The sequence below is a fragment of the Sneathiella sp. genome, from assembly GCF_002694385.1.
Lineage (GTDB): Bacteria > Pseudomonadota > Alphaproteobacteria > Sneathiellales > Sneathiellaceae > Sneathiella.
Map to the genome: position 1 here is coordinate 1 of NZ_NZMB01000005.1, position 25,717 is coordinate 25,717.

The 25,717-nt window shown below is 55.8% G+C and carries 18 protein-coding genes and 1 pseudogene; 12 read left to right on the plus strand and 7 right to left on the minus strand.

The features are described from left to right. The first annotated feature begins 285 nt into the window (after positions 1-285). The 12 genes from fabI (at position 286) to CMN55_RS01375 (ending at position 17,506) form a co-directional block, all read left to right on the plus strand. The gene (gene fabI / locus CMN55_RS01320; RefSeq protein ID WP_293947730.1) at positions 286-1,059 is read left to right on the plus strand and encodes an enoyl-ACP reductase FabI; all 774 of its coding nucleotides are present in this window, start codon (positions 286-288) and stop codon (positions 1,057-1,059) included. Between the two features lie 1,180 nt (positions 1,060-2,239). Next, complete coding sequence (locus tag CMN55_RS01325) at positions 2,240-3,451, plus strand: CaiB/BaiF CoA transferase family protein (RefSeq protein ID WP_293947731.1); 1,212 nt, start codon at positions 2,240-2,242, stop codon at positions 3,449-3,451. Continuing rightward, entirely contained in the window at positions 3,448-4,293 is an 846-nt protein-coding gene (locus CMN55_RS01330) for an IclR family transcriptional regulator (protein ID WP_293947732.1), read from the plus strand. Before CMN55_RS01325 ends, CMN55_RS01330 begins: the two co-directional genes overlap by 4 nt. Positions 4,294-4,582: 289 nt before the next feature. After that, a complete protein-coding gene (locus tag CMN55_RS01335; RefSeq protein ID WP_459253635.1) occupies positions 4,583-5,731 on the plus strand; it encodes a TAXI family TRAP transporter solute-binding subunit in 1,149 nt (382 codons plus the stop codon). A gap of 89 nt (positions 5,732-5,820) precedes the next feature. Then, positions 5,821-7,821, plus strand: coding sequence for a TRAP transporter permease (locus tag CMN55_RS01340; protein ID WP_293947734.1), 2,001 nt, complete (start codon positions 5,821-5,823; stop codon positions 7,819-7,821). A gap of 133 nt (positions 7,822-7,954) precedes the next feature. Next, positions 7,955-9,223 (plus strand): serine hydrolase domain-containing protein, encoded by a 1,269-nt coding sequence (locus CMN55_RS01345; RefSeq protein WP_293947735.1) that lies wholly within the window; start codon positions 7,955-7,957, stop codon positions 9,221-9,223. 410 nt (positions 9,224-9,633) lie between these two features. Beyond that, positions 9,634-10,257: a TetR/AcrR family transcriptional regulator gene (locus CMN55_RS01350; protein ID WP_293947736.1), complete on the plus strand. Its 624-nt coding sequence runs from the start codon at positions 9,634-9,636 to the stop codon at positions 10,255-10,257. A gap of 336 nt (positions 10,258-10,593) precedes the next feature. Further along, positions 10,594-11,685, plus strand: coding sequence for an ABC transporter permease (locus CMN55_RS01355; RefSeq protein WP_293947737.1), 1,092 nt, complete (start codon positions 10,594-10,596; stop codon positions 11,683-11,685). Positions 11,686-11,723: 38 nt separating this feature from the next. After that, the gene (locus CMN55_RS01360) at positions 11,724-12,713 is read left to right on the plus strand and encodes a sugar ABC transporter substrate-binding protein (RefSeq protein ID WP_293947738.1); all 990 of its coding nucleotides are present in this window, start codon (positions 11,724-11,726) and stop codon (positions 12,711-12,713) included. 88 nt (positions 12,714-12,801) lie between these two features. After that, on the plus strand, positions 12,802-14,943 hold the full coding sequence (locus CMN55_RS01365; RefSeq protein ID WP_293947739.1) for an ABC transporter permease: 2,142 nt from the start codon (positions 12,802-12,804) through the stop codon (positions 14,941-14,943). Positions 14,944-14,945: 2 nt separating this feature from the next. Continuing rightward, complete coding sequence (locus CMN55_RS01370; RefSeq protein ID WP_293947740.1) at positions 14,946-16,010, plus strand: SMP-30/gluconolactonase/LRE family protein; 1,065 nt, start codon at positions 14,946-14,948, stop codon at positions 16,008-16,010. Further along, positions 16,007-17,506 (plus strand): sugar ABC transporter ATP-binding protein, encoded by a 1,500-nt coding sequence (locus tag CMN55_RS01375; RefSeq protein WP_293947741.1) that lies wholly within the window; start codon positions 16,007-16,009, stop codon positions 17,504-17,506. The genes CMN55_RS01370 and CMN55_RS01375 overlap by 4 nt, the downstream gene beginning before the upstream one ends. Positions 17,507-17,583: 77 nt before the next feature. On the opposite strand, the gene CMN55_RS01380 is transcribed toward CMN55_RS01375, so the two are convergent. The 7 genes and pseudogenes from CMN55_RS01380 to CMN55_RS16955 form a co-directional block, all read right to left on the minus strand. Further along, positions 17,584-18,534, minus strand: a complete 951-nt coding sequence (locus CMN55_RS01380) for a hydroxymethylglutaryl-CoA lyase (RefSeq protein ID WP_293947742.1) — start codon at positions 18,532-18,534, stop codon at positions 17,584-17,586. Beyond that, positions 18,531-20,546, minus strand: a complete 2,016-nt coding sequence (locus CMN55_RS01385) for an acetyl/propionyl/methylcrotonyl-CoA carboxylase subunit alpha (protein WP_293947743.1) — start codon at positions 20,544-20,546, stop codon at positions 18,531-18,533. The genes CMN55_RS01380 and CMN55_RS01385 overlap by 4 nt, the downstream gene beginning before the upstream one ends. Before the next feature lie 11 nt (positions 20,547-20,557). Continuing rightward, a complete protein-coding gene (locus CMN55_RS01390; RefSeq protein WP_293947744.1) occupies positions 20,558-22,165 on the minus strand; it encodes an acyl-CoA carboxylase subunit beta in 1,608 nt (535 codons plus the stop codon). 81 nt (positions 22,166-22,246) lie between these two features. Next, entirely contained in the window at positions 22,247-23,407 is a 1,161-nt protein-coding gene (locus tag CMN55_RS01395; protein ID WP_293947745.1) for an acyl-CoA dehydrogenase family protein, read from the minus strand. Positions 23,408-23,561: 154 nt separating this feature from the next. Continuing rightward, complete coding sequence (locus CMN55_RS01400; protein ID WP_293947746.1) at positions 23,562-24,218, minus strand: enoyl-CoA hydratase/isomerase family protein; 657 nt, start codon at positions 24,216-24,218, stop codon at positions 23,562-23,564. Further along, entirely contained in the window at positions 24,215-24,448 is a 234-nt protein-coding gene (locus CMN55_RS16950) for an acyl-CoA dehydrogenase family protein (protein ID WP_366931933.1), read from the minus strand. The genes CMN55_RS01400 and CMN55_RS16950 overlap by 4 nt, the downstream gene beginning before the upstream one ends. Continuing rightward, a pseudogene (locus CMN55_RS16955) lies at positions 24,339-25,415 on the minus strand (acyl-CoA dehydrogenase family protein). The gene CMN55_RS16950 and the pseudogene CMN55_RS16955 overlap by 110 nt, the downstream one beginning before the upstream one ends. Between the last annotated feature and the right edge of the window lie 302 nt (positions 25,416-25,717).

A 25,717-nucleotide genomic window follows, 5' to 3' on the forward strand; every position in this document is an offset into this window, starting at 1 on the left:
GCCCTTAATGGGCTTCTGTTGATTACCTGGTCGGCGGCTTTCACCTATTTTGCCATTCAGAAAATGTGGGAGACCCATGGCATAGAAACAAAGTTTTTGTGTAAGTGAAACGAAAAACAATAAATAGGAATTGAAAGTTTTGAATTTCAGCAAAAGACTTAGCAACTTTCCGGAAAGCGAAGAAGTCTGGAAGAATACGGTAGGGAAATTAGATACAATTTTTCTCCGTCTAGAAATACGGATTTCACCAATTAATATAACGGTCTTCAAGATATCGAGGGCGAAATGTCAATAGATACACTCGCGGGAAAAAAAGGTTTGATTGTTGGTATCGCAAATGAGAAGTCGATTGCCTGGGGATGTGCCCGCGCTTTTCATGAAGCGGGTGCGGAGTTGGCTATTACGTACCTAAACGAAAAAGCGGAACCCTATGTGCGGCCGCTCGCAGAACAAATTAGTGCGTCGATTATTCACCCACTGGACGTAACTGACGAAACTGAAATGCTGAATCTGTTTCACTTGATTAGCGAAAAATGGGGTCGTCTTGATTTCCTACTCCATGCAATCGCTTACGCACCCTCCGAAGATCTGCACGGGCGTGTAACAGATTCCTCGAAAAACGGATTTCAGACTGCCATGGATATCTCTTGTCATTCCTTCGCTCGCCTAGCCCGTTTTGCTGAGCCGTTAATGAAGGATGGTGGTTGCCTCCTAACCACAACATATTACGGCGGTGAGAAAGTGGTCGAAAACTATGGTGTCATGGGACCTGTCAAAGCTGCGCTGGAAGGAATGGTAAAATACATGGCTTCGGAATTGGGCCAAAAGAGGATTCGCGTCAATGCTTTGTCACCAGGACCTGTGGCCACTCGCGCCGCTGGAGGGATCGCGCATTTCGATGATTTGTTAAAAATGGCGCGCGAGAAATCTCCGGCGCATGAGTTGGTCTGCATCGATTGCATTGGTGCATACGCCCGATTTTTAGTTAGCGATGAAGCGCATCTTGTAACCGGCAGCATTGCTTACATCGATGCCGGTTTCAATATTATGGCACCTTGAATACTGGAATATGCGGATCTGAGATTACCGTGTTACGGTGCTTTCAAACATTCTACAGAGACACAGAACGACAACGAAAAGACGCGGAGATATATTCTACTTAAGACACTATTGGCGGTTCAATACTCATTTTAGGCTGCTAGCGTAGTCAGAGTCTAATGTCAATGCACCGATGTCGCTCGCTGTCAAACGTAATGGATGGCGTTGTGCTTAGGTAACAAAAACAAAAAGCGTTCAAGAATAACTAAATTCTCCGACTTACAGCGGTGTTGCGTTCGCCGTGGACGGTTAGCTCCCATGAAGGACCTGCGATCGGCGAAGGCTAGGAGGATCGTAGAGAATTCGCTCAACATTTGCCGGATTGAAAGAACATTTTGTCATGGCCAACGATGACTTCTGGGGAAAGAATGTATATAATATCCATCCTTTTCCGTATGAATTTATTTAGCGGAAACTTCCTCAATAATTCGGACGGACTAGACGTTATGGTGTAGTTTCGTTTTGGCTGAGAATTTCGATGAATATGGGCTTCTTATGATTGAAACATATTTCCCTGTTTGCTGGTTTTAATTCCCTGCTCTTCAAATTATTTTCCCTGTTATCGTTAATAGGGAGCTTAGATAAAAACTTAATGAAAATAATAAGTTATGTCGTATCTGGGGCCAAAACCGGGCGAAATTGATCAAAAATCCCAGTATTTTCCCTGTTTATCAGGGAAATAGGCGGAGACGGGTTCGCTTCAGACTGCTTCCTCCACCATTCCCCTTTTTTACTCTGCGCTTTCTCATCTTATACACACCCGCCGGGCGCCGGCTGCGGCAGTGCTCGCGGTATGTGTCGAGGCCGCCGGAATGCATCACCCGGCCCATCAGCGGCGCGCCGATGATGGCCTCAAGGCGGCGGGTGGCGGTGATCAGCCCCTGAACCCTGCAGAATGGGGGATCGGCAATATATCCGTGATCAGAGACGACCTAATCAGAGAAAATCCGCCGCAACAGGATATTTATATTCGCGCCCTGTTTCAGCCTGAGGCAATGAAACATCCCCAAAGGGCTGCGCCTGATTTCTCCTGCAATTACCGATGCGGATGCTAAAATGACGAAATATTGTTGCATAAATATGATAATGTTTTAAATAATGAAATAATACATAAATTAATGTCAATTATTTGGAGGTTTCTATGTCGGCGAGCGAAGGGGAGGGGCCGCTGAAAGGGCTGCGTGTACTGGATATCGCAACGATTATTGCGGGCCCGATGGCGGCAACGATGATGGCGGATTTTGGCGCGGAAGTGATCAAGCTTGAACTTCCGGGGGTGGGCGATGGCCTGCGGGGCTTTCCGCCGTTTCGCGAGGGTAAATCGCTCTGGTGGAAAGTGACCAACCGGGGAAAATATTTCGGCACGCTGGATCTGCGAAAGGAGGCCGGGAAAGAGCTCTTCCTGCGCATGGTCGCGAAAAGCGATGTCGTGGTCGAGAATTTCCGCCCCGGAACACTGGAACGTTGGGGGCTCGATGTTGAAACCCTTTGGGCCGCGAACCCGCGCCTGGTGATTTTACGGCTGAGCGGTTTCGGGCAGGATGGTCCCTACAAGGAGATGTCGGGCCTTGCCCGTATCTTTGAAGCCATGGGCGGCCTGACGGAGATTTCGGGCAGCGAGGATGGCCCGCCGATGCATACCGGCTATCCGATCGGGGATCCGATTGGCGGCCTGTTCGGCGCTTTCGCCATCATGGCGGCGCTCTGGCGCGTGGCGCAAAGCGACCGGGAGACGGGGGAGGAAATCGATCTTGCCCTGACGGAGGCGCTGTTCCGTATCATTGAAGTTCTGGCAATCGAATATGACCAGCTTGGCGAGGTGCGGCAAAGAAGCGGCAACCGCAATCTCTATTCCGCGCCCTCTGATGTTTATCTTACTGCTGACAAGCGCTATGTTACGGTTGCGGGCAGCACGGCGCGTACTTTTTCCAACAATGCAAGAGCGATTGACAGGGCAGATTTGATTGATGATCCTCGATTTGCCGATAACGCCTCGCGGGTTACGAATGCCGTCGAGCTGGACCGGATATTCGGAAGCTGGATTGCGTCTCATACTCAGGAAGAAGCCGTTAATGCTTTTCGGGCCACCCATGGTACACTGGCGCCGATTTATTCGGTTGACCAGATATTCACGGACCCGCAATTTGTCGCCCGCCAGGCGATTACTGCGGTAGAGGATGAGGATTTTGGTAGTGTTCGGATGCAGGGCCTTGTCCCGCGCTTTAAACGCCATCCAGGGAAAATCCGCTGGGCAGCCAAGGGTATTGCGGCGGATAATGATCACGTTTTTAAGGAAATTATTGGTCTCGATGATTGGGAAATCGAAGAGTTCAAGGTGAAAGGCGTCATATGAGTAAAGCAGGGCGGAAGTCCAAAGACAAAGCCGTTGATGAATTGTCCGCAGAGTTGGCCGGGGCGATCGATGCCTCGCTGTCATCGACGCTTATTCGCGGGATCGAGATCCTGCAGTGTTTTTCATCGAGCGACAGGGCGCTCTCTAACGCTGAAATTGCCCGTCGTGTTGGACTGAAGCGACCGTCCGTTTCGCGATTATGCAAGACGCTGGCGCATCTTGGATATTTGCGTAAACATCCCAAGGGCGGGTTCCGCTTGACGCCGAGGCTGCTCTCGCTGATCTACCCGGTTCTGTCGGCCATGCCGTGGCGTTACGAGGTGCAGGGCCCCCTGCGTGATCTTGCCGAGCTGTGTTCGGGCAATGCGTCACTCGGCGTGATGTCCGGTGATTCCTTTGTTCATGTCCAGACAGCCGGCATCCCCCCCGGATGGCCGCATATCCCGGATATCGGACAGACAGGCCCGCTGCATCGCTCCGCGCTCGGCTGGTCACTTTTGTCGATGCTGCATGGCCTGGAATTCACAGATAAGTTGGATGAATTGCAGACCCTTCACGGAGAGGAATATGCCCGCTTCGAGGGGGCGATCAATACCGCTGTCGAACAATGCCGAAAAGAAGGGTTTTGCGTTTCCTACGGGGATTGGCGGCCGAATCTGGTGGCGGCCAGTGCCCCGCTTGGCAAGACGGAAGAAGGGCATTATGTGGCCATTGCCTGCGCCTTGCCGCGCTATCGTGTCGTCCCCGGTTATTTCGAAACCGATCTCGGGCCGCGCCTTGCCGAGGCGGCAGAGTCGATCCGTCTGTCAGGCACATTTCAAATGCCGGTGACCGCGGACTGACGGGCTTCCGACCGTCAATCTTCCAATCGAATATTTTCAACTCCGCCCCATAGAGGCGGAGTATGCCTGCTTTTGACCGGGGGAGAGCAACAGCGGGATTGGCTTTTTTTGGGGTCAATTTTTCCAATAATTCAATTATATGAAACAAATAATAAGAAAAATTATAATTTATAAAATTATAATTGAAAATCTGCGCGATTTATGTAAATCATATTTTTAACATTTGCACTTGATACAGCACATGCATTCGCATGAAGCTGATTGCAGCAGGGAGGAAAATATGCGGAAAATGTTATTCGCTGTGGCGATGTGCGCTATTGCACCCGCCGTTCAGGCAGCAGATTTCGACTTGCCGGACCAGATCACCTGGACGGCATATGGCACCGGATCGGCCGGTTATAACCAGGCTGTCGCCATTGGGGCGGCGTTGCAGGAAAAGTCGGAAGTCAATCTGCGGATACTGCCCGCGGGCAATGATATCGGGCGTATGGAACCATTGCGTCAGGGCAAGGTGCAGTTCTCGCTCAACGGGATTGGCGTCTATCTGGCGCAGGAAGGCGTTCTCGCCTTTGGCAACGAGAACTGGGGCCCGCAAAAGATCCGTGTGCTGGCGACAAATTCCGGCGGCGGCATCGCAATGTCGATCGGCGTCGCGCGGGAGGCTTGCGCGGATGCGGGAAAACCGGACTGTGAAGGTTTCACTTACGCTGATGTGAAAGGGCTGCGCGTCGCCTACATCAAGGGAGCGCCTGCGCTCAATACGAACACGACTTCCTGGCTCGCCTATGGCGGGCTTACCTGGGATGATGTTGAGAAAATTGAATTTGGCGGATTTGGCGCCGCCTGGAAAGGCATGGTTGAAGGGACCGTTGATGTGGCCTTTTCGGCGACGAATGCGGGTGTTGTCTATGAAGCCGCGTCCAGTCCCCGGGGCCTCTTCTGGCCGCCGTTTGACCCGAAAGACGAGGCGGCATACAAGCGCCTGACATCCGTCGCGCCCTATTACATCAAGGTACGCGCCACCGTCGGGGCGACTATTGACGATACGGACGGGCGAGATATGGCGGCCTTTCCCTATCCCATCCTCATCGGATATGACACGACCGACGAGGATGTCTCCTACAATATGACGAAAGCGATTTTCGAGCTTCTGCCTGATTATACCGGCAAGGCGCCCGGTATCGGGGGCTGGGCGATGGAATTCCAGCAGTTTGATTGGGTTATTCCATATTCGCAAGGCGCGATCCGCTATTACAAGGAGGCCGGGGTCTGGACCGATGCGGCGCAGGCCCACAACGACAAGTTAATCGCCCGGCAGGAGGCGCTGGCCGCCGCTTGGGAAGATTTAAAGGCAGAAGCGCCGGACAACTGGAATGAGGCGTGGCCGAAAAAGCGGCGTGAAGCCTTGGCGGCTGGCGGGTTCCAGGTCNCCTTCTGAACNTGTTCGAGNCGGGCGGGCTCCGGCGCGACCCGCCTTGAAGATCAAGAATGTAAAAAGCCCTTCCCCTATTTGGCGGATATCGCGGTATGATTGACAGTGACGAAATTGCCGGGCGCAAAAACAAAGCAATTGAAGCCGAACTGGCCGCTGAGACGACGGCCTTTTCCGGTGCGGCCCGCTGGCTGATTGCTCTCGCGACGGTTGGGGCAATTATTGTGGCGATCAATCAGCTGTTCAACTTCCGGATAGGGGGATATGCCATGCTGGAAGGGATGTATCTCTACATCCTTGCCGGTACGTTTCTCGCGATCAGCTTCTTGTGCTTCCGGATCAAAGGCGGCGTCTCGTCGCAAATTCCATGGTATGACTGGGCGCTTGCTCTCCTGGCGCTCGGTATCGCGGGCTACTTCGCGTTCACGCGGAGCGAAAGCCTGGACAATGGCTGGGAATATGCCGCCCCGCAGACCGCGATCTGGTTCTCGATTGCTTTTTACATCCTTATCCTGGAGGCGACACGGCGAACGGGGGGGCTGGTTCTCTTCCTGGTGGTTTTTCTGTTTTCGCTTTATCCCACCTTCGCCGAGGATATGCCAGACCCGTTGAACGGATTCACACAGCCTTTTACTGACGTTATCCCGTTCTTTATGATTTCGGCCGAAGCCTCTTTCGGCATTCCGATGCAGGCCTTCGGTAATCTTGTCATCGGCTTCATCTTATTCGGGGCGGTGCTGCAATATACCGGCGGCGGACGCTTCTTCAACGATCTCGCCATGGCTCTGGTCGGGCAGTATCGGGGCGGTGCGGGCAAGGTATCGATTTTTGCCTCCGGTTTTATGGGGTCGATGTCGGGCTCCGTGATCTCGAATGTCCTGACCACGGGCGTGGTTTCCATACCGGCGATGAAAAATAGCGGATTTTCGGCGCGGTTCGCGGCCGCGACGGAGGCATGCGCGTCCACCGGAGGGGTCCTGATGCCGCCGATTATGGGCGCAACCGCATTCGTAATGGCGTCATGGCTTGGGGTACCCTATGTGGAGATTATGATTGCCGCCGCGATCCCTTCGGCACTTTACTATTTCGGGCTTTTTATCCAAATTGATGCCTATTCGGGCCGACGGGGCCTGAAAGGGCTGATGAAAGCGGAGTTGCCACAGATCAGGGCTGTTTTGGGCCACGGCTGGGTTTACATTTTCGTTTTTGCCTTGCTGATTACTCTTATGGTGGCTTTCAGGTGGGAGACAACGGCGCCTTTTTATGCGGTTGTGCTGCTGCTGATTGTCAACCAGATCAAGAAAGGCTCCAGCTTCACCGTTTCCAGCTTCGTTGACATGATCGTCTCTGTCGGACGGACACTTGCGGAGATTGTGGCGATCCTGCTCGGCATTGGCATGATTGTGGGGGCGTTTCAGGCGACGGGCCTGACCGGACCGCTGGCGAATGAGCTGGTGTATATGGCGGGCAATTCGACGGCCATGCTGCTCGTGATGGGCGCCATCACCTCGTTTATTTTCGGCATGGGGATGACGGTGACGGCCTGCTATATATTCCTTGCCGTCATTCTTGCCCCGGCCCTCGTGCAGGCCGGTCTTAACGAACTTGGCGTTCATCTTTTCATCCTCTATTGGGGCATGGTCAGCTTCATTACGCCGCCGGTCGCGCTCGGGGCTTTTGCGGCTGCGACGCTTGCGGGCGCCAGCCCCATGGGATCAGCCTGGCAGGCAACGCGACTGGGGGCGGTGATCTACATTATCCCGTTCTTCTTTGTGCTTAACCCCGCTCTGATCGGGCAGGGACCCTTACCTGAGGTCCTGCTGTCCGTGGTTTGCGCATTTGTCGGCATATGGTTCATAGCCGCGGCCATGCAGGGATATCTCGCTTGCATCGGAACCATGGGGGCAGGCGTCCTGTCACTGATCATGAGGGGTGCTTTGATGGCGTCCGGCCTGTTGCTCGCGGCGCCATTTGGGGGACTGTTGGCGCTAAACCAGATTGAAATGTCACTCGTCGGCCTTTTGCTGGCGCTCATTCCTGCGGCCTATGCATGGCGCCTCAACCGCCGGAACAAGGAAGAATCAATCGTACTTTAGCGGTCATGCGCTCACGCTTGAGCGTTTCGAGGGGACGGATCGAAAGGGAGGCCCTGCCGCAGGAAGCTGGCGGCAGGAACGGCTGGTTCTGGCCGCCGTAGATAAATTTTGCAACGCAGAGGAGGACATCATCATGAGATTAGCGTTTTATTTCGCACTATGTGCCGTGACATTTCTGGCGACGGGCGCTGTCGCAAAAGAACTGCCCCGTGCCGAACCTGAAGCGGTTGGACTATCTGCCGAACACCTGCGTCAAATCGACTCTGTTTTTGAGGGAAAAATTGGCGCGGGCGAGTTTCCTGGCGCTGTCTTTATGGTGGCCCGTCACGGTAAAATTGTGCATTCGTCGGCGCTTGGTGCCCGTACCGAAGGGGGCGAAGCGATGACGGAAGATACAATTTTCCGTATCTATTCAATGACCAAGCCGATCACTTCTGTGGTTGCGCTGTCGCTCATTGAAGAAGGCAAGCTGGACCTGAGTGCCCCGCTTCATGCCTATTTGCCGGAATATAAGGAGATGAAGGTTGCAACCGGTAGATCCGCCGACGGTAACATCGAAAGCGAACCGGCGGCGCGCCCGATCAGGGTGATAGATCTCATGCGCCATACTGCGGGGCTGACATACGGATTTTTCGGAACCGGTGTGGCGCGCGAGGCGCTGAAGGAAAAGAACCCCGGAAACGGTCAGTATAGCAACCGCGAACTTGCCGAGATCATCGGGACTCTCCCCCTTGAATATCACCCCGGGACAACATGGGAATACAGCCGGGCCACGGATATTTTAGGGGCCGTTATTGAAGTCGTTGACGGCAGGCCGCTCAGTGAGGCTATGAAAGCGCGGGTATTTGATCCGCTTGATATGAAAAATACCGGTTTCTATGTCGAGGATGCGGCAAATTATCCGCGTATCGCTGAGCCAAATGCCGACGACCGGATGATCGGAAATATTGCTGTATTTGATCCGCGAAAATCGCGTGTATTCGAGACGGGTGGCGGCGGGCTGGTCTCGACCAGCCGGGATTATGCGCGGTTCATGCAAATGCTGTTAAACCGCGGTGAGCTTGACGGGGTCCGGATACTGTCGCCCTTTACCGTTGATTATATGCTGACGGATCAGCTTGGTTCCATCGGACCAGGGAAATACTATCTGCCCGGCCAGGGATATGGTTTCGGTCTGGGGGTTGCCGTCCGCAAGGAGGTGGGCGCTTCGCCCTTGATGGGAAGTGTTGGTGACTTTTTCTGGGGCGGCGCTGCCGGTACCTATATGGCGGGCGATCCCGAGGAGGACATGTTTCTGATCTACATGGTGCAGTCGCCGAAAAATGGCACAAAACTGCGGGCGACAATTCGCAATATGACCTATGGCGCAATAACAGAATTGAACAGGAAGTCCGCGCCCTGATCCTCAGCTTGTCATGAATGACCGCCTGATTTTGCTATGGGCAGAAGGGCGAAGGGGGGCGTTACTTGAATATCAAAAAATAAAACCACGACACCCATTATAAAGTCTTCACCTCCCTTGCCACCCCTTAACAGGGGTGGCTTTTTTTATGGCTAGCCAATATACCGGTCCATATATTGACTAATCCAGTAAATGAGGTCCAAAAGGGGAAGCGGGGGTGCAATGGTGATGACAAGCAGGCTATTGCAAATGGATACCCCTGAAGCGGAAGAATTATTTTCTGATCAAAATATTTAATTACCCGCTGTTCAACTTTTTTATGTTAGACATAAATCAGCCGTAAGAAGCATTGATACTGTTTGTATCTTTGGAAATATCATTTCAATTATGGAAAAGATGGGAAAAGCATCTTGAGTAGCCGTGCGGACAGGAATGTATTCGACAAGCGTCGCGACCACGATATCAAGCGAGAAGCGGTTCTGCATATAGCGGCGGAAATGTTCAATAAAAGAGGCTATGCGGCGACATCCCTCGACGAAATTGCAAAGCATTTTGGTATTTCGAAAACGGCCCTTTACTATTATGTGAAGAGCAAGCCGGTGCTGCTTCAGATGTGTTACGAGCTGACACTGAACCTCTGTGAAGAAATCATGCGCGAGGTGCTGGAGAGTGAGGCGACCGGTATTGAGAAAATCGAAGCCTATTTTCGCGGCGTCATAGGCGGAATTCTGAAAACGGGGCCTGTTGCAATCGTCCACGAATTCGCCACCCTGCCGGAAGCGGCATTTGACAGCATTCACAAACGCGCCCGCGGTCTGGACAGTGACCTTGCAAGTATCATAGAGGAGGGGATTGCGGATGGCTCAATCGCTGAAGTCCCGCCCAAACTGACCGAACTTATCCTGATGGGCGCCAATAACTGGATACAGCGCTGGTATAATCCGGATGGCGAGAAAACCACGCAAGAGGTTGCCGACTGCTTTGTATATCTCTTCATCAATGGCCTGAAGGCGCGTTCAAAAGACGATATATAGAGAGCCCCTCGTCTCAATTGCAGAATCCAGCTCTACGGATGCTTGTCGAATAGCACCATAGACACTGGCTGAGACTGCCCAGTTTCAGGTCCAGCGAGAGCGGGCATCACCGCCGCCCGGTTAATCCCGGATTGTATCATCCTACTTTCAGATAATTTATTTTGCCGCCCTTCGTTTGCGCGAAATACGTGCGTTTGTCCTGGCCGCAAAGAAGTAGATGTTGACAACCATATTTCCCACCAGTATTTTTATTTACTGAAGAGTAAGATGCGGTGAAATTGTAAAATAACAAGACATCTTAACGGGCTGGTTATGACAGGAAATCAGCCAAACTGAATGGATACCGGTTTGAAGCAATCGTCCAAATCCGCCCAAACAGGCAATGATCCCCTGCTGCAAAACCCGCGCGGTGAGGAGACGGATTCCTTTCTGCAGCAATGGCAGAATCGGTTCTCTTTTAAACAACATCCCCTGGAATATATTATTCTCGGGATATCACTCCTGGTCATCCTTATCTTTGCGGTGATGATTGACGGGTTTTTCACCTGGGGAAATCTTTCCATTATCGCGCGAAACGCGACCGCGCTCACCATTCTCGGCTGCGGCATGGCGGTTGTTATTATTTCACGCGGGCTGGATCTGTCACAAATTTCAGTCATGGTTGCGGTCTCGGCCGTGTTCGGATTGCTGTTGACCGCCGGTGCCGATTATATGATTGCCCTTCTTGCGGCGTTTTTACTTGCCATTGTCCTTGGCGCCCTGAACGGCTGGTTGATTGCCTATATCGAAATCCCGGCCCTGATGAGTACGCTTGCAACCGCCATGCTGATTGCGGGCTTCTGCCGCTGGGGTTTTTTGCAAGGGGAGTTCCTTGTCCTGATACCGAAAGAATTGCCGGAGGTTATTTTTTTTTCCACCGGGAAACTATCCGTCTTTCCCGTATCCGTCATAATTGGCATCGTTGTCCTGATCGCAACTTATGTGCTGTTGAGCCAGACGGTTTTGGGGCGAATGGTATATGCCATGGGCGATAATTATATCTCGGCCCGGCTGACCGGCCTGTCCGTCCGGACGGCGACCGTTTTCATTTATATATTTTCCGCGATAACCGCCTGTATCGCAGGCATTATCGTCTCCAGCGGCAGCGGAACCGTTGATTTTCGTATCGTGACGAACGGGACGTTGCTGTTTGAAGTCATCATGGTGGTCGTCCTTGGCGGTATCCGCCTTCGGGGCGGTCGGGGCGGCGTTTTCAACCTGCTGATCGGCGTCATACTGATAAGCGTCCTGCATAACGGTATGACGCTTATGAATTTGTCGGGCCAGGTCCAGAATCTGGTCAAGGGCCTGATACTGATCTCGGCTATTGTCATCGATAATTACATCAACCCCAGAGATGCCGAGACCGATACCCAGGGAGATCTTTAAGACAGAACCGGTTCATAACCATAATAGGGAGAATGAGTATGCTAAAATCTGTGAAGCGAAATATTTGCTTAGGCGTTGCGACACTGCTGACGGCCGGATTGATGTCCACCGCGTCAATCGCCAGCGCCGCCTCCGTCTATGAGGGAAAGAAAGTCATCTTCATTCCGATAGCGATGGGGATCACATTGACGGAGGGCTGGTCAAAAGGGATGGAAGAGCAGGCCAAGCTGAACGGCTTTGACTATGAAGTCCGGGATGCCGCCTTCAATATGAAAGCGATGTCTGAAATCTTTGCGAAGGCCATCAACGACAAGCCGGACATCATCGTTGCCCATAACCCGACAGTTCAGCTTCTTGCCCGCCTTATTCGTCAGGCTGAGTCAAACGGGATCAAGGTTTTGCAGATCAACCTGCAATCGAACCAGAAATCAACCGCTTTCGTCGGGGCGAACTGGTCCCGTATCGGCAGGGAGGTCGCCGAGGATATCGTCGCCGCCTGTGGTGAAGGCAGCGGAAAGTCGGGCAAGGTTGCGATTATCCCGGGGCAGCTTACGGCCGCGGACAGCGTGATGATGAACGAGGCGACAATGGCCGTCTTCGAGAAGCATCCTGAAATTGAAGTTGTGTCCAATCAGGCATCCGACTGGGAGCCGGAAAAGGCCCGCCAGATTACCGCGACAGTCTTGCAGCAGAACCCCGATCTCTGCGCCGTTTTCGGGCATTGGGGAATTCACACAATCGGCGCCGGTAACGCCGTCAAGGATGCGGGCAAAGCTGATGATGTGCTGGTCTATGCGACGGGCGGCGGCAATCGCGTGATCTGCAACAATATCGAGGCCGGGGTTATTGATCGCTACTGGAGCTATAACGCCGATGGCCAGGGCCGCGATGCCGGCACCATGCTGCGCCTGATGATGCAGGGGGCCGTGCCGCCGGAAGGGGGCATGCTGGAAGTTGAATCCCCCCTGATCGTTATCAAGAAGGAGAGCTTTCAGCCGCAGCAATGCTGGGATCTGCCCGCAAAATAACACAACAAAAAAGTTTTCCGTTTGGTGGGAGCAACAAAGCCAGGCACATTTTCCAGTGCCTGGCGATTGGGGCGTGAGGAAGGATCAGATGAGTTCCGGCGAAGACAGCAAATTCCTGAGTAGCCTGCATAAAGTCCCGAAACAAAGGAGTGTTTTCTCCTATCGGCGGATCACGTCAGATTTGCTGAACCGCAACTGGATTGAAGGGGCGATCCCCTTCATCACGTTTTTCCTGCTCACCACCGTTATATTGATGACGACAGACGGGTATTTCGCCCCGTCCAACCTCACCACCCTCGCGCAATATTCGTCAGATGCGGCCATCGTGACAATTGCCATGCTGCTCGTCGTTGCCATTGGCGGGATAGACCTGTCTGTTGGCTCGTCATTTGCGTTATCGGCATTTGTCGCCCTTTATTTGTTCCATATTGCGGGGCTGCCGGTGTATCTGGTTTTTCCGCTGACCCTTGCCTGCGGTGCGCTGGTTGGTTTGGTCAATGGATTTCTCACCGGCGTCCTTGGTTGTGGCGCTTTGCTTGCGACACTTGGCACAATGATTACCGTGCGCGGCATTTTTGTCATTGCGTCACAGGAATATCTTGTTGAAATCTCCAGCAGCGCCCGGTTCGACGAGACATGGGAATATATCGGCTATGAGAGTTTCATGGGCGTGCCGGTAAGCTTTCTGGTTCTGGCTGTTGTTGCCGTTGCCATATTTTTAATGTTCAAATACACCCGCTTCGGCTGGCATATCCTGGCCGTCGGCGGGAACCGGAAGGCCGCGCGGCATGCGGGTATCCCGTTAAAGCGCGTTATCCTTTTGTCCTATGTGCTGGGGGGAACTCTTGTCGGGCTTGCCGCCTTTCTGTTTGCCGCCCGCCAGAATAGCGCCGGCTCCGATACCGGTGTCGGACTGGAATTCTTTGTCCTGACAGGTCTGATCCTGGGTCTGGGAGGATTTACGCCGGGTCGGGGCAGCGTCTTCAGCACGCTGCTTGGCTTCGCCACCATATTCATTTTGGGGAATGTGTTGATAAACGCCGGTTTCCGGGGCGATTTTATAAATGGCGTCATGGGATTGATCCTGATCACCGTGCTTGCGATTGACATGAAGTATCGAAAAGAGCGGCACCGCATTCTGGCGCGCGCCTATCTTGATCCCAAACCCATGAAGATGGACCCTGTTCTTGAGATGGGAAAAATGGCGCCGGAGTTCGGCTCTGCAAAGCTGGGTGGCGCAACCCTTCTGGGCGTTGGGGAAGTGGACGGCCCGGAAGATGTCATTCTCGATCGCGCGGGCAACCTTTACTGCGGCACGCGGGATGGCCGGATCATGAAGCTTTTCGCGCCGGATCACACCCGTGTTGAGACTTATGTCAAAACCGGTGGACGCCCGCTCGGCCTCGCATTTGATGCAGAGGAGCGTCTTGTCGTTTGCGTGGCAGGCATGGGGCTGTACCGGATTGCCGGGCCGGGCCAGATAGAACGCCTGACAAGCCAGACAAAACGGAGCTGGACCTCTATAGAGGATGACCGGCAGATCCGCATGGCAGATGATCTCGACATTGCGCCGGATGGACGGATTTATTTCACCGATGCCACCAAGCGCTATGAAATGGAAACATGGGGCCTTGATCTGCTGGAAGGGCGCGGCAATGGCCGTCTCCTCTGCTATAACCCCGCTGACGGAACCACAAAAACAATTTGTGACAATATGGTATTCCCCAACGGGGTGTGCGTGACCCATGACGGGAAGCACTTGCTGGTGGCCAGCACATGGACCTGCGCCATCCTGATATTTGATCTGGCGCGGATGCAGGACGGACCCCGATATTTCCTGCGCGGCCTGCCGGGATATCCGGACAATATCAACCGTGCGTCAGATGGGGGGTACTGGATCGCCCTTGCCGGCATGCGTTCACCAGTCATTGATCTCGCCATGGAAGATCCCGGCTTTCGGATGCGCATGGCGAAACGTGTTCCGCCGACCAATTGGCTGTTCGGCAATCTCAACATTGGCGGCGTGCTGAAATCGGACAGAAATGGCACCATTGTCGATGCCTATTGGGATAAACCGGATGGCCCGCTTTATATGATCACTTCCATGCGGGAGCATCATGGCTCCTTGTTCCTCGGCGGGGTAACCAATAACAAGATCGGGAGGATTGATCTCGATGAAGCTGACAAGAGCTGGAATGGCCCTGACAGCTATTGGCCGAGGGAGACATAATCATGTTCGGGCTGAACAGGAAACAACCGGCACGGATTTCTCTCCTCGATGGTCCGCTGTGTCCGAATGATATGCTGGAACAGGCAGTTGCCCTGCCGATTGACGCGCCGGATGATATCTGTGTGGCGCCGGATGGCTCGCTCCTTGTCAGTAGTGGCAAAAGGGTTCTTCGCCTCAGGGATTGGCAGAGTGACAGCTTAACGGTCATCTCGGAGTTTAACCATGAGGTAACCGCCCTGGCCTGCCGCGCAGATGGCGTGATTGCCGTCGGTCTTAACGGCGGCGGTATCAGGCTGATCACGCAGGAGGGGGATGCGGCGCCCGGCTGGGAAGGTCAGGAGAATGGCGTTCAGGAGGCGACGGCCTGTACCTTCGCCAGTGATGGGACATTGCTGGTGGCTGATGCTGGTGGCATTGACGATCAAGCCTCCCGCCTTCATGACCTTTACAGCGAAACCGGTAACGGTCAGCTCATCCGGATGACGGAGACGGGCGACAGGAGTGTGATCGCCAGCGGATTGCGGCTACCTTATGGCGTCATTGAAACCGCGGCAAAAGAGGTGCTGGTTTGCGAAAGCTGGTCTGCCCGCATCAGCCAGTTGTCATCCGATGCGCCCCCCAAAGCGGTTCTGCAGGATGCGCCGGGATATCCCGCCCGCATCCATGCATTATCCGGCGGTGGCTATATCCTGTCACTGTTCGCGCGGCGGGATCCGTTGATTGAATTTGTGTTGAGCGAACCGGCCTTCATGAACCGCATGAAAGCGGAAATTGATCCCGCGCACTGGATCGCGCCCCGTTTTGCCGCCCGCGCGGACTATAGAGTGCCGATCCAGATGGGCGCGGCGCGCCTGTTCGGGGATATCAAGCCATGGGCCCCGTCGTTTTCCTACGGTCTGGTGGTTATCCTCGACAAAAACTTCCTGCCCCTTGCAAGCGCGCAATCACGCGCGAATGGCACGCGCCACGGCATTACCGCCGCACTGGAATGGCGCGGGGAGCTGATTGCCATCAGTAAGGGTAGTAATGAATTGCTGAAAGTCACTGCAATGGATCAATTGATATGACGGCCTCTTCCTTTCTTAGCTTACGAAATGCCACCAAAACCTATGGCGGCTTTCCGGCCATTAACGCCGTTGATTTTGATCTCCGTCCCAATGAAATTCACGCATTGGTCGGCGAAAATGGCGCCGGAAAATCCACCCTGTGTAAAGTCATTGCCGGTGTTGTCGCGATGGATAGCGGAACCTTCTCCTTCAAGGACGAGCCCTTTGAGCTGAAATCCCCGCGTGACGCTTTTGACAAAGGCATTTCCATGGTGTTTCAGGAGACGAGCCTTGTTCCCCAGTTGACCGTCGCGCAGAATATGGTGCTTGGACGCGAACGAGTGCTGAATTCCGCACGGGCCTTGAGCATTGAATGCCGCCAGCTTCTGCGTTCCCTTAATTTCAATATTGATCCGACGATGAAAGCCGGGGCCCTCGGGGCGGCGCAACGTCAAATGGTCGAGATTGCGCGTGCCGTCTACAACAAGTCCCGTATCATCATTCTTGACGAGCCGACGGCGGCGCTCACCCCGGAAGAAACGGATCATCTTTTCTATCTGATGAATGATCTTCGCCAGAAAGGCGTTGCGATGATCTTTATTTCCCACGCGCTGGAGGAGGCACTCTCCCATGCGGATCGTATCACCGTATTGCGGAACGGAAAGAAGATCGTGACGGATGATGCGCGTTCCTTTGATCGCGCCAGTCTGATCCGGCATATGGTCGGTGAGGAAATCGCCAGTGAAATGGCGGCAAGGCCCAACGTTTCGACGGCAACGCGGGCACGCAAGCCGATCCTGAAAGTTGAAAATATCCGGATGGGGAATATGGTCAACAATATGTCGTTCTCGGTTTTTCCGGGCGAAGTCACCGGTATTGCCGGACTGATCGGATCGGGCCGAAGCGAGGTCGCCAAAGTAATTGTCGGACAGATCAAACGCAATTTTGGCGGCGGGCGTATCTATCTCAACGACAGGGAAATTCGCTATCGTCTCCCCGCCCAGGCGATCCGGGACGGCATTGCCTATGTCACCGAAGACCGGAAAATTGATGGCTTTTTTGAAACCATGGGTGTTTTTGAGAATGTGTCTCTAGGCTGGCTGGCGAAATGGGCGAAAGGGAAGTTCTTTGTCAGCAAAAAAGCGATGAAACCCAAAGTAAAAGAGCTGGAGAAAAAACTAGCCATTCGCGGCATCGGAAAATTTCAAACGGTTCATAAACTTTCCGGGGGTAACCAACAGAAAGTGGTTATCGCAAAAACACTGATTCAGGAACCCAGCCTTGTCATCTTTGATGAACCCACACGCGGGGTTGATGTCGGCGCGATTGCGGAAATACGCGAAATAATCCGGAGTATTGCTGACAGCGGTGCCGGGGTAGTTGTAATCTCGTCTTACCTGCCTGAAATTCTGGATGTTTCTGATCGCATTCTCGTGGCGAAAGGCGGAACAATCGTCGCGGAATTTTCCCGCGATGAAGCGACCGCCGAGAAAATACTGCACGCGGCGATTCACTAATCATACGTCATAAAAACCGTTGTCAGGGCCAAGCGATTACAGGCCCCGATGATATGCCTGACTGAGCCGTGGCGGCGCTAGCGGTATTTGTCGAGGCCGCCGGAATGCATCACCCGGCCCATCAGCGGCGCGCCGATGATGGTTTCGGCGCGGCGGGCGGCGGTGATCAGCTTGTCGAGGTTAATGCCGGTTTCGATGCCGAGTTCATGGCAGAGAAACACCGCATCTTCGGTGCAGACATTGCCCGCCGCACGGCTGCTGCCATGATCGGCGAAGGGGCAGCCGCCGAGCCCGGCGACGGAGCTGTCGAACAGATCCACCCCCATGGACAGCGCCGCATGCAGATTGGCAATCCCAAGGCCGCGGGTATCATGAATATGCATGCCGATGCGCGCCTCCGGCGCAAGGTCGCGCAAAGCCCCGATCATCCGCTTGACGCTGTCCGGATTACCCCAGCCCATGGTATCGGCGAGCATCAGGTCAGGGACGGGGATATCCTCCTCCGCCGCGAGATCGAGGATAAAGCGGAAATCATCGAGAACGCGCTCTTGCGGGATGTTCCCTTCGAAATTGCAGCCAAAGGCCGCCATCACATAAGCCCGCTCGACCGGCCGCCCTTCCTGCTTGTACAATCGCACCCACTCGCGCTGCTTATCCCGCATTTCCGCGGCCGACAGATTGTTGTTCTTGCGGCTGAAACTGTCGGAGGCATAGAACAAAAGCTGCGTCTTGATATCGACATTCGGGGTGCTTTGCGCCTTGCGAAAGCCTTGCTCATTGAGCCAGAGCGCGGTGTATTTGACGCCCTTTTCGCGGCGGATGCGCTGGAACAGCTCCCCCGTATCCTGCATCTGGGGCACATATTTCGGGCTGACGAAGGAGCCGACCTGGATATGCTTAAGGCCCGTCTCGCTGAGCAGGTTGATCAGCTCGATGCGTTCCTCGATAGGATAGATCGTCTTTTCAATCTGAAAGCCTTCGCGCGGGCCCTCTTCATGGAATTCAACGAATTTCGGATAATCAGTCATGTCTCGGCCTCTTCCTTTTCCGCGATTTCAACGAGGACCTGCCCCCGGTCGACCATGGCCCCTTCGGTGACGGAGATATTGCGGGCACGCCCAGCAACGGCTGCCTTGATGGAGATTTCCAGCTTCATGGATTCCAGAATGGCGACGGTATCGCCAATATTCACCTCGTCCCCCTCCGCCACAAGCACCTTGATCATCATGCCCGTGAGCGGGGAGGTGAGCACGCGCTCCGCCCCCGCGTCGCCGGATGCGAAGGCAAGCGGCGGTGCCGCCTCAAAAAGATGGCAGGCGTCGTCCGTTTCGATCTCGATCAGGGCATTACGTATTTTCGCACGCACGGTCAGGCTTTCCCCGGCGTGACTCGCCCGCCAGGCCTCGGAACCGATTTTCTCGACAGACAGGACAAGCGGCGTGTCGTCGGCATCATAGACCGTAAAATGGCCGCCCCTGCGAATGGGCGTCACGCGGAGTTCGCACGCCGTCTCGCCGGGTCTCGCGAGATTGACGCGCTGGCAGGCGTCAGCCAGATCGTCGCCAAGCCCGAGCCGCCAGCCGGTGAAGACATCGCGGTTCCGCCAGGGATTGCCGTCATCGTCCTGCCGTCCCTGCATCACGTATAATACGGCCGCAAGCGCGCCATAGAACGCGGCGCGAGGGTCGGGGGCAAGTTGGGTCAGGGCCTCAAGATGTGCATCGATCCAGCGGGTATGAACGGTCATTGCCGCAAAATCCGTATGCGAGACAAGCGCCGAGAGAAAGGCGCGATTGGTCTCAACGCCCGCTACGGCAGTGCGGCGGAGCGCGCGGGCAAGCTCATTCAGCGCCGTTGCCCGGTCCGGGGCATGGATGATGAGCTTGGCGATCATCGGATCATAAAAGGGGCTGATGGTATCACCTTCCTCCACCCCGCTGTCGAGGCGGATATCGTCAGGGAGTGAAAGATGCGTAATGTCGCCCGTCGAGGGAGCAAAATTTGTGCCCGGATCCTCTGCATAAAGGCGGGCCTCAATGGCATGGCCGGTGCGCATGATATCCTGCTGCGCAAGCGGAAGTCCTCCTCCCTCGGCAATTTTGAGATGGAGGGCAACGAGATCGAGACCGGTGATTGCCTCCGTCACCGGATGCTCCACCTGCAGACGGGGGTTGACCTCAAGGAAGAAATAATCGTCTCCGGCGACGAGAAACTCGACAGTTCCGAGGCCCCGGTAATGGAGGCTTTCCCCGAGCCGGACCGCATCCGCCGCCATTCTCTCCACCAGTTCACGTGGCAAACCGAAGGCGGGGGCCTCCTCAATGACTTTCTGGTGACGGCGTTGCAGGGTGCAGTCACGCTCGAACAGATGCAGGACCTTGCCGTCGCCATCGCCGATGATCTGGATTTCCACATGCCGGGCATGGTCAAGAAAACGCTCAAGGATCAGCCCTTCCGAGCCGAAGGTCGAGCGTGCCTCGCGGAGTGCGCCCTCGATATCCGCGGTGAGCGTCGCCGCGTCGCTGACCAGTCGCTGGCCACGCCCGCCGCCGCCGCCGACCGCCTTCAATAAGACGGGAAGGCCCATGCGCAGGACTTCCGCCTGGATCGCGTCGGGATCGGAAAGGGCGCCCTCGCTCCCCGAGATGACGGGAATGTTTGCCGCAATGGCCGCCTCCTTGGCGCTTGCCTTGTCGCCAAAACGTTCCAGCGTTTCAGGCGTAGGGCCGACAAAAATCATGCCCGCGGCCTCCACGGCCCGGGCGAAATCGGGATTTTCGGACAGAAAGCCATATCCCGGATGGATGGCGTCGGCGCCGCTTCGTTTCGCGGCCTCCAGCACCGCGGCGATATTAAGATAGCTCTCGCTCGCCGGGCCTTTGCCGATCAGGATCGAGCGGCCGATCTCGCGTACATGACGGGCGGTTCTGTCTGCCTCGGAATGCACGGCAACCGGAGTAATGCCGAGGGCGCGGGCCGTTTTCGCAATCCGGCAGGCAATTTCACCACGGTTGGCAATCAGCAGGGTATTGATTTTCATTCTTTTCCCCCTCAGAAGCGGAAGACGCCGAAATTGGTGTCCACCTTCGGCCTGCGGCTCGCGATATCGAGCAGGAGGGCGAGGGTCTCGCGCGTCTCACCCGGTTCGATCACCGAATCAGCCCAGAGGTTGGACGCAAAGTTATAGGGATCCTGAAAGGTTTCATACTCTTTGCGGATCGGCGCCTTGAAGGCTTCTTCTTCCTCTGCCGTCCAGCTCGTTCCTTCGCGATCGTTGATCTGGCTGCGCACCTGGGCGAGGACGCTCGCAGCCTGTTCCGGACCCATGATCGCCGCCCGCCCGCTTGGCCAGATGAACATGGCGTCCGGCTGAAACGGCCGCCCGAGCATGGCGAGATAGCCCGCGCCGTAGGAGCCGCCGGTGATGACGGTGAATTTCGGCACCCGCGCCGAGGACATGGCGGTGATCATCTTCGCGCCCGCCTTGGCGATACCGGCCTGTTCTGCCTCCCGCCCGACCATGAAGCCGTTGACATCGGCAAGGAAGAGGAGGGGGATATCGCGCTGGACGCAGAGATTGATGAAATGCGCCGCTTTCAGCGCCGATTCAACGAAGAGAACGCCGTTGTTCGCAAGCACGCCGACCTCATGGCCGTGAATGCGGCCCCAACCGGTCATCAGCGTATCGCCATAGAGTGGTTTGAACTCATGAAATTCGCTGCCATCAAGCAGTCTCGCCACCACCTCGCGATTGTCGGTCGGTACTTTCGCATCACGGCTGACAATGCCGTAAATTTCCTCAATCGGGTAGGCGGGCGGCTTCGGCGTCGCAGGGGTTTTACGGGGGAGGGGCGGTTCGCCAAGATGCAGGACGATTTCCCGCGTGAGGGCGAGGGCATGAGCATCGTTCTCGGCGAGATGGTCGGTCACGCCGGACACGGAAGAATGCATCTTTCCGCCGCCGAGGGTTTCCGCGTCGACCTTCTCCCCCGTCGCGGCGAAGGTGAGTTCCGGCCCGCCGAGATACATGAAGCCCTGACCGCGCACGATCACTACTTCATCGCAGAGGGAGGGGATATAGGCCCCGCCCGCCGTGCACGGCCCCATGACGATGGCGATCTGCGGGATGCCGTCGCCGGACATGCCGACCTGATTATGAAAGATGGAGCCGAACTGCCCTTCATCGGGAAAGATATTCTCCTGGTCAGGCAGGAATGCGCCGCCGCTATCGACCAGGGTGATGACGGGCAGGCGGTTGTTCCAGGCAATGCGCTGCGCCCGTACATGTTTCTTTGTCGTCATGCCGAAATAGGTGCCGCCCTTGATCGTCGCGTCATTGGCGATGATCATGCAGTGACGGCCGGAAACCATGCCGATCCCCGTGATGATGCCTGCACCCGGCGGCACATCGTTATACTTGCCAAGCCCGGCCAGCTCCCCCAGCTCCAGAAACGGAGTGCCGGGGTCGATCAGCCGCTCGACCCGTTCGCGTGGCAGCATCTTGCCCTTCTCGGTATGACGGGCGCGGACCTTCTCTGGCCCGCCGATGCGCTGCGTGCGCCGCAACGCATGCAGCTCGTCGATCCGGCGGCGATAATGCGCGTCATTCTCGGCGAAATCCGTCGTCGCCGTATTGAGGGTAGTTTTCAGGATCGTCATGATTTGTTCGTATCTTCTCGCAAATGAGGGTGGCGCTTCACGTCCCGAAGGCGCCTGAACCCTGAAATCGTTTGTTTTATTCTAGTAGGAGCGCGGCAGACCCATGACCTTCTCGCCAATGAAGCTGAGGCATAGCTCCCGGTTGACGGGCGCGGTTCGCAAGAGCCGCACAAGCGGATACATCTCGTAGATGCCGGTGTCCTCCATAAAGCCGGATCCGCCATGAGCTTGCAAGGCCGCATCCACGGCTTCAACCCCGGCTTCCGCCGCCGCATATTTCGCCATGTTGGAGGAGCCGCCTGCAGGCAGGCCGTTGTCGAACTCCCACGCCGCGCGCCGTCCCATCAGGCTCGCCATTTCAACATTCGTATAGGCCTTCGCCAGCGGATGCTGCACACCCTGATGCCCGCCAATCGGCTGGCCGAAGACATTGCGTTCGGACGCATAGGCAACGGCTTTGTCAAGGGCGAAACGACCAACGCCGCAGCAGATGGCGGCGACCAGAATACGCTCGGGATTAAGGGTGTCGAACAGGATGGAAAAGCCGTTATCGACTTCGCCGACAACATCCTCGGGGCCGAGATCAACATCATCAAAGAACAGCGTCCATTGTTCCTCCGGCAGGGGGATGGAGATGCGGATGCGCTGCATATCGACGCCCTTCTTCTTGAGATCGACGGCGAAAAGCGTGAAGCCGTCCGTTTTTCTCGCCACCTGATCATGCGGCGTGGTGCGGGCGACGACAAGGCAATAGTCGGATAAATCCGCGCTGGTTATGAAGGTCTTTTCACCACTCAGGGAAAAGCGGTTGCCCTTCTGCTTGGCGATGGTCGTCATCTTCATCGAGTTGGACCCGGCGCCCGCCTCGGTTATGGCGAAGCAGAAGTTGATGTCGCCGCGGCAGGCGGCGGGCAGCAGTTCACGCCGTTGAAACTCCGAACCATGCTTGGCGAGATGCGAGAGCGACATGCAGGGGCCGACAACGATGCTGAGAAGCGGAATGCCGTGATTGGAGGTTCCCTCCATGAACAGGGCCATTTCCGTGAGGCCGAGCCCGGCGCCGCCATATTCCTCCGGCACCATCAANCCGAGGAAACCGTCTTCGGCNATCTTCGCGAACATTTCCTTNGGNAACGCNTTNCGGCGGGCATGNTCCAGCCAGTAGCCATTGTCGAATTTCTGGGCNAGNTGCCCGCCATATTCGTANATCTGCCGCTGCTCGTTANTCAGTGTNAANTCCATTTTCNTGNNCTCCTGCTAGCGGCCTNGNGGCGCCTGATTGAAATTGGGGGTGCGGCGNTTTTCAAAGGCATNCAGNCCNTCCGCNNNNTCNGCGCCCTGAAGNTGACGGACGNCNGCNNCNCGNTCCAGNTCCATNGCGTCGGCGAGCGGCAATTCAATGCCGCGTGCGGGCGAGNNGTTTCATGGCGGCAANGCCGTCCCGNGATCGNGTNGNCAGGGTNGCGGCATAGTCCTGGGCGCGCGCGCTGAGTTCCTCATCCGGNACCANATAATTGACAAGGCCCATATGGACGGCTTCCTCCGCCGTTAGCCAGCGAGCNGAGAACATCAGATCCAGCGCCCGGCGCAGGCCCAGGATGCGCGCCAGCCGCTGACTNCCGCCCCAGCCGGGAATCAGGCCGAACTGCGCATGCTGATCGCCGAATTTGGCGGATTTTGCAGCGAAGCAGATATCGGCGGCGAGNGCCAGCTCCAACCCGCCNGCAAGGCAGAGCCCCTGAACNGCGACGATGACGGGCAGCGGGCTNGCCTCCAGCCGCATCAGGACGTCCATNCCGNAGCCNATGAAATGATCGAGNTTTTCGGTATTGTTGCGGCTGTCTTTCACTTCGGCGAGATCNGCGCCGGTGCAGAAATGCTTGCCGGTGGAGCGGATCAGGATCGCNCGGACCTCCGGGTTCGCCTCGAACGCGGCGCGNGCNNNGTCGATCAGCTCATGNACTTCCAGCGACAGGCAGTTGAATTTTTCGGGGCGGCNNAGCTCGATAATGCCGACGGCCCCNTCGATCANTGTNGTTACGGGAGAGGTCACGCGCCGCCTCCTTTCGCNCGCTTGTCATATTGCAGGGCGACGCGGCCNACNTTNTCGCGGGCGATGACCAGCTTCTGAATCTGNGCGGTGCCATCGCCGATCTGTAACCCGAGCACNTCGTTATAGCGCTGATGAAACGGCAGGTCNGTNGTGTAGCCGTAATGNCCATGCAGGATCAGGCATTGATGGATGATCTCGCAGGCGGTTTTGGGCACATACCANTTGCACATGGCGGCNTCGGCNGTNTGNGCNTTGTCCGCNATCNCGGAGATTCAGNGTATAGTAGCAGAGCTGNCGCATCATGGTGAGCTGGGTTTCCGCTTCGGCNAGCGGNAAGGTCACGCCCTGATANTGGGCGAGGGGAGCGCCAAATGCCTCCCGCTCCTGGATATANGCCCAGGTTTCATCGACCGANGCCTGCGCCGGGGCNATACATTCCAGNCCGATCAGCGCCCGGCTGAAATCAAACCCGGCCATGATNGTNCCGAAGGCCCGNCCTTCCGTCGCCATCAGGCATTCNGNNGGNATAACAACATCGTCNAAGAANACCGATCCNCGNCCGACGGGNTTGGTGCCGATATCNTCNAAATGNGTGCGGNTNATGCCTTTNTCNGTNAGATCGACAAANAANGCNCTGACGCCGTTGGAACCGGTGGTGCCGTCTTCAGTGCGGGCGAAGATGACAGCGGCATCCGCNTGATCGGCGGCGCTCATGGAGGTTTTTTCGCCATTNAGCCGCCAGCCATTGGCCGTTTTNTCGGCTTTCAGCTGNAGACCCGCCGCATCNGAGCCGCCGCGCGGTTCGGTCAGGCCGAGNCCGATGATCTTTTNCCCNGCNATCACCTGCGGCAGCCATTCCTCGGCAATATCCCGCCCGGCNTGCTGCGCGACCATCCCGCCCATCAGGGANGCGAGAAGCTGGATATAGCTGATATTGAANTCGCCATAGGCGATGGCTTCTGTCACGAGACCGGCCGTTGTGTAATCCAGCCCCATGCCGCCGAATTCTTCCGGCAGGTCCGGNCCGATCAGGCCAAGCGNNCCCATTTCCCGCACCAGTTGNCTGTCGAGCNTATGAACCCTGGCGCGCTGNAGATANCTGCCCGTAAGTTTTTCNCGGGCAAANCGCGCCGCCGTATCACGGAACGCCAGTTGATCGCCGGTCGGTAAAAAATTCATGTCTGGCCTCCCTGCCATGAACGGTGGANCNCGTTCTTTTTTAAAAATCCTAACGAATGTTAGAAAATCTGGCAAGTNGGCAATATCGTCTTTTNCTAATTGTCNGAATTCCCGGATAAAGGGANAGGGGCNCTTGCCGGATGNTCNGGACAGNTNGTGCCCGGAAANTGGCGNNCGNGACCGNNAAATGGNAGGAGCGGNGCAGGCGGAGTTGGCGCGGGACTATCAGAGCTAGGGACAGGAAGGGGCGATGANGGNNTTATCCATCATCGCCGGTCGGTTCAGCTTATATGTGCGGATACCGGTGCTTATCCGTGCAT

Excerpts from the sequence above, each read along its gene's own strand:
- fabI (WP_293947730.1), top strand. The coding sequence starts at position 286 with ATGTCAATAGATACACTCGCGGGAAAAAAAGGTTTGATTGTTGGTATC.
- CMN55_RS01325 (WP_293947731.1), top strand. The coding sequence starts at position 2,240 with ATGTCGGCGAGCGAAGGGGAGGGGCCGCTGAAAGGGCTGCGTGTACTG.
- CMN55_RS01330 (WP_293947732.1), top strand. The coding sequence starts at position 3,448 with ATGAGTAAAGCAGGGCGGAAGTCCAAAGACAAAGCCGTTGATGAATTG.
- CMN55_RS01340 (WP_293947734.1), top strand. The coding sequence starts at position 5,821 with ATGATTGACAGTGACGAAATTGCCGGGCGCAAAAACAAAGCAATTGAA.
- CMN55_RS01345 (WP_293947735.1), top strand. The coding sequence starts at position 7,955 with ATGAGATTAGCGTTTTATTTCGCACTATGTGCCGTGACATTTCTGGCG.
- CMN55_RS01355 (WP_293947737.1), top strand. The coding sequence starts at position 10,594 with ATGGATACCGGTTTGAAGCAATCGTCCAAATCCGCCCAAACAGGCAAT.
- CMN55_RS01360 (WP_293947738.1), top strand. The coding sequence starts at position 11,724 with ATGCTAAAATCTGTGAAGCGAAATATTTGCTTAGGCGTTGCGACACTG.
- CMN55_RS01365 (WP_293947739.1), top strand. The coding sequence starts at position 12,802 with ATGAGTTCCGGCGAAGACAGCAAATTCCTGAGTAGCCTGCATAAAGTC.
- CMN55_RS01370 (WP_293947740.1), top strand. The coding sequence starts at position 14,946 with ATGTTCGGGCTGAACAGGAAACAACCGGCACGGATTTCTCTCCTCGAT.
- CMN55_RS01375 (WP_293947741.1), top strand. The coding sequence starts at position 16,007 with ATGACGGCCTCTTCCTTTCTTAGCTTACGAAATGCCACCAAAACCTAT.
- CMN55_RS01380 (WP_293947742.1), bottom strand. The coding sequence starts at position 18,534 with ATGACTGATTATCCGAAATTCGTTGAATTCCATGAAGAGGGCCCGCGC.
- CMN55_RS01385 (WP_293947743.1), bottom strand. The coding sequence starts at position 20,546 with ATGAAAATCAATACCCTGCTGATTGCCAACCGTGGTGAAATTGCCTGC.
- CMN55_RS01390 (WP_293947744.1), bottom strand. The coding sequence starts at position 22,165 with ATGACGATCCTGAAAACTACCCTCAATACGGCGACGACGGATTTCGCC.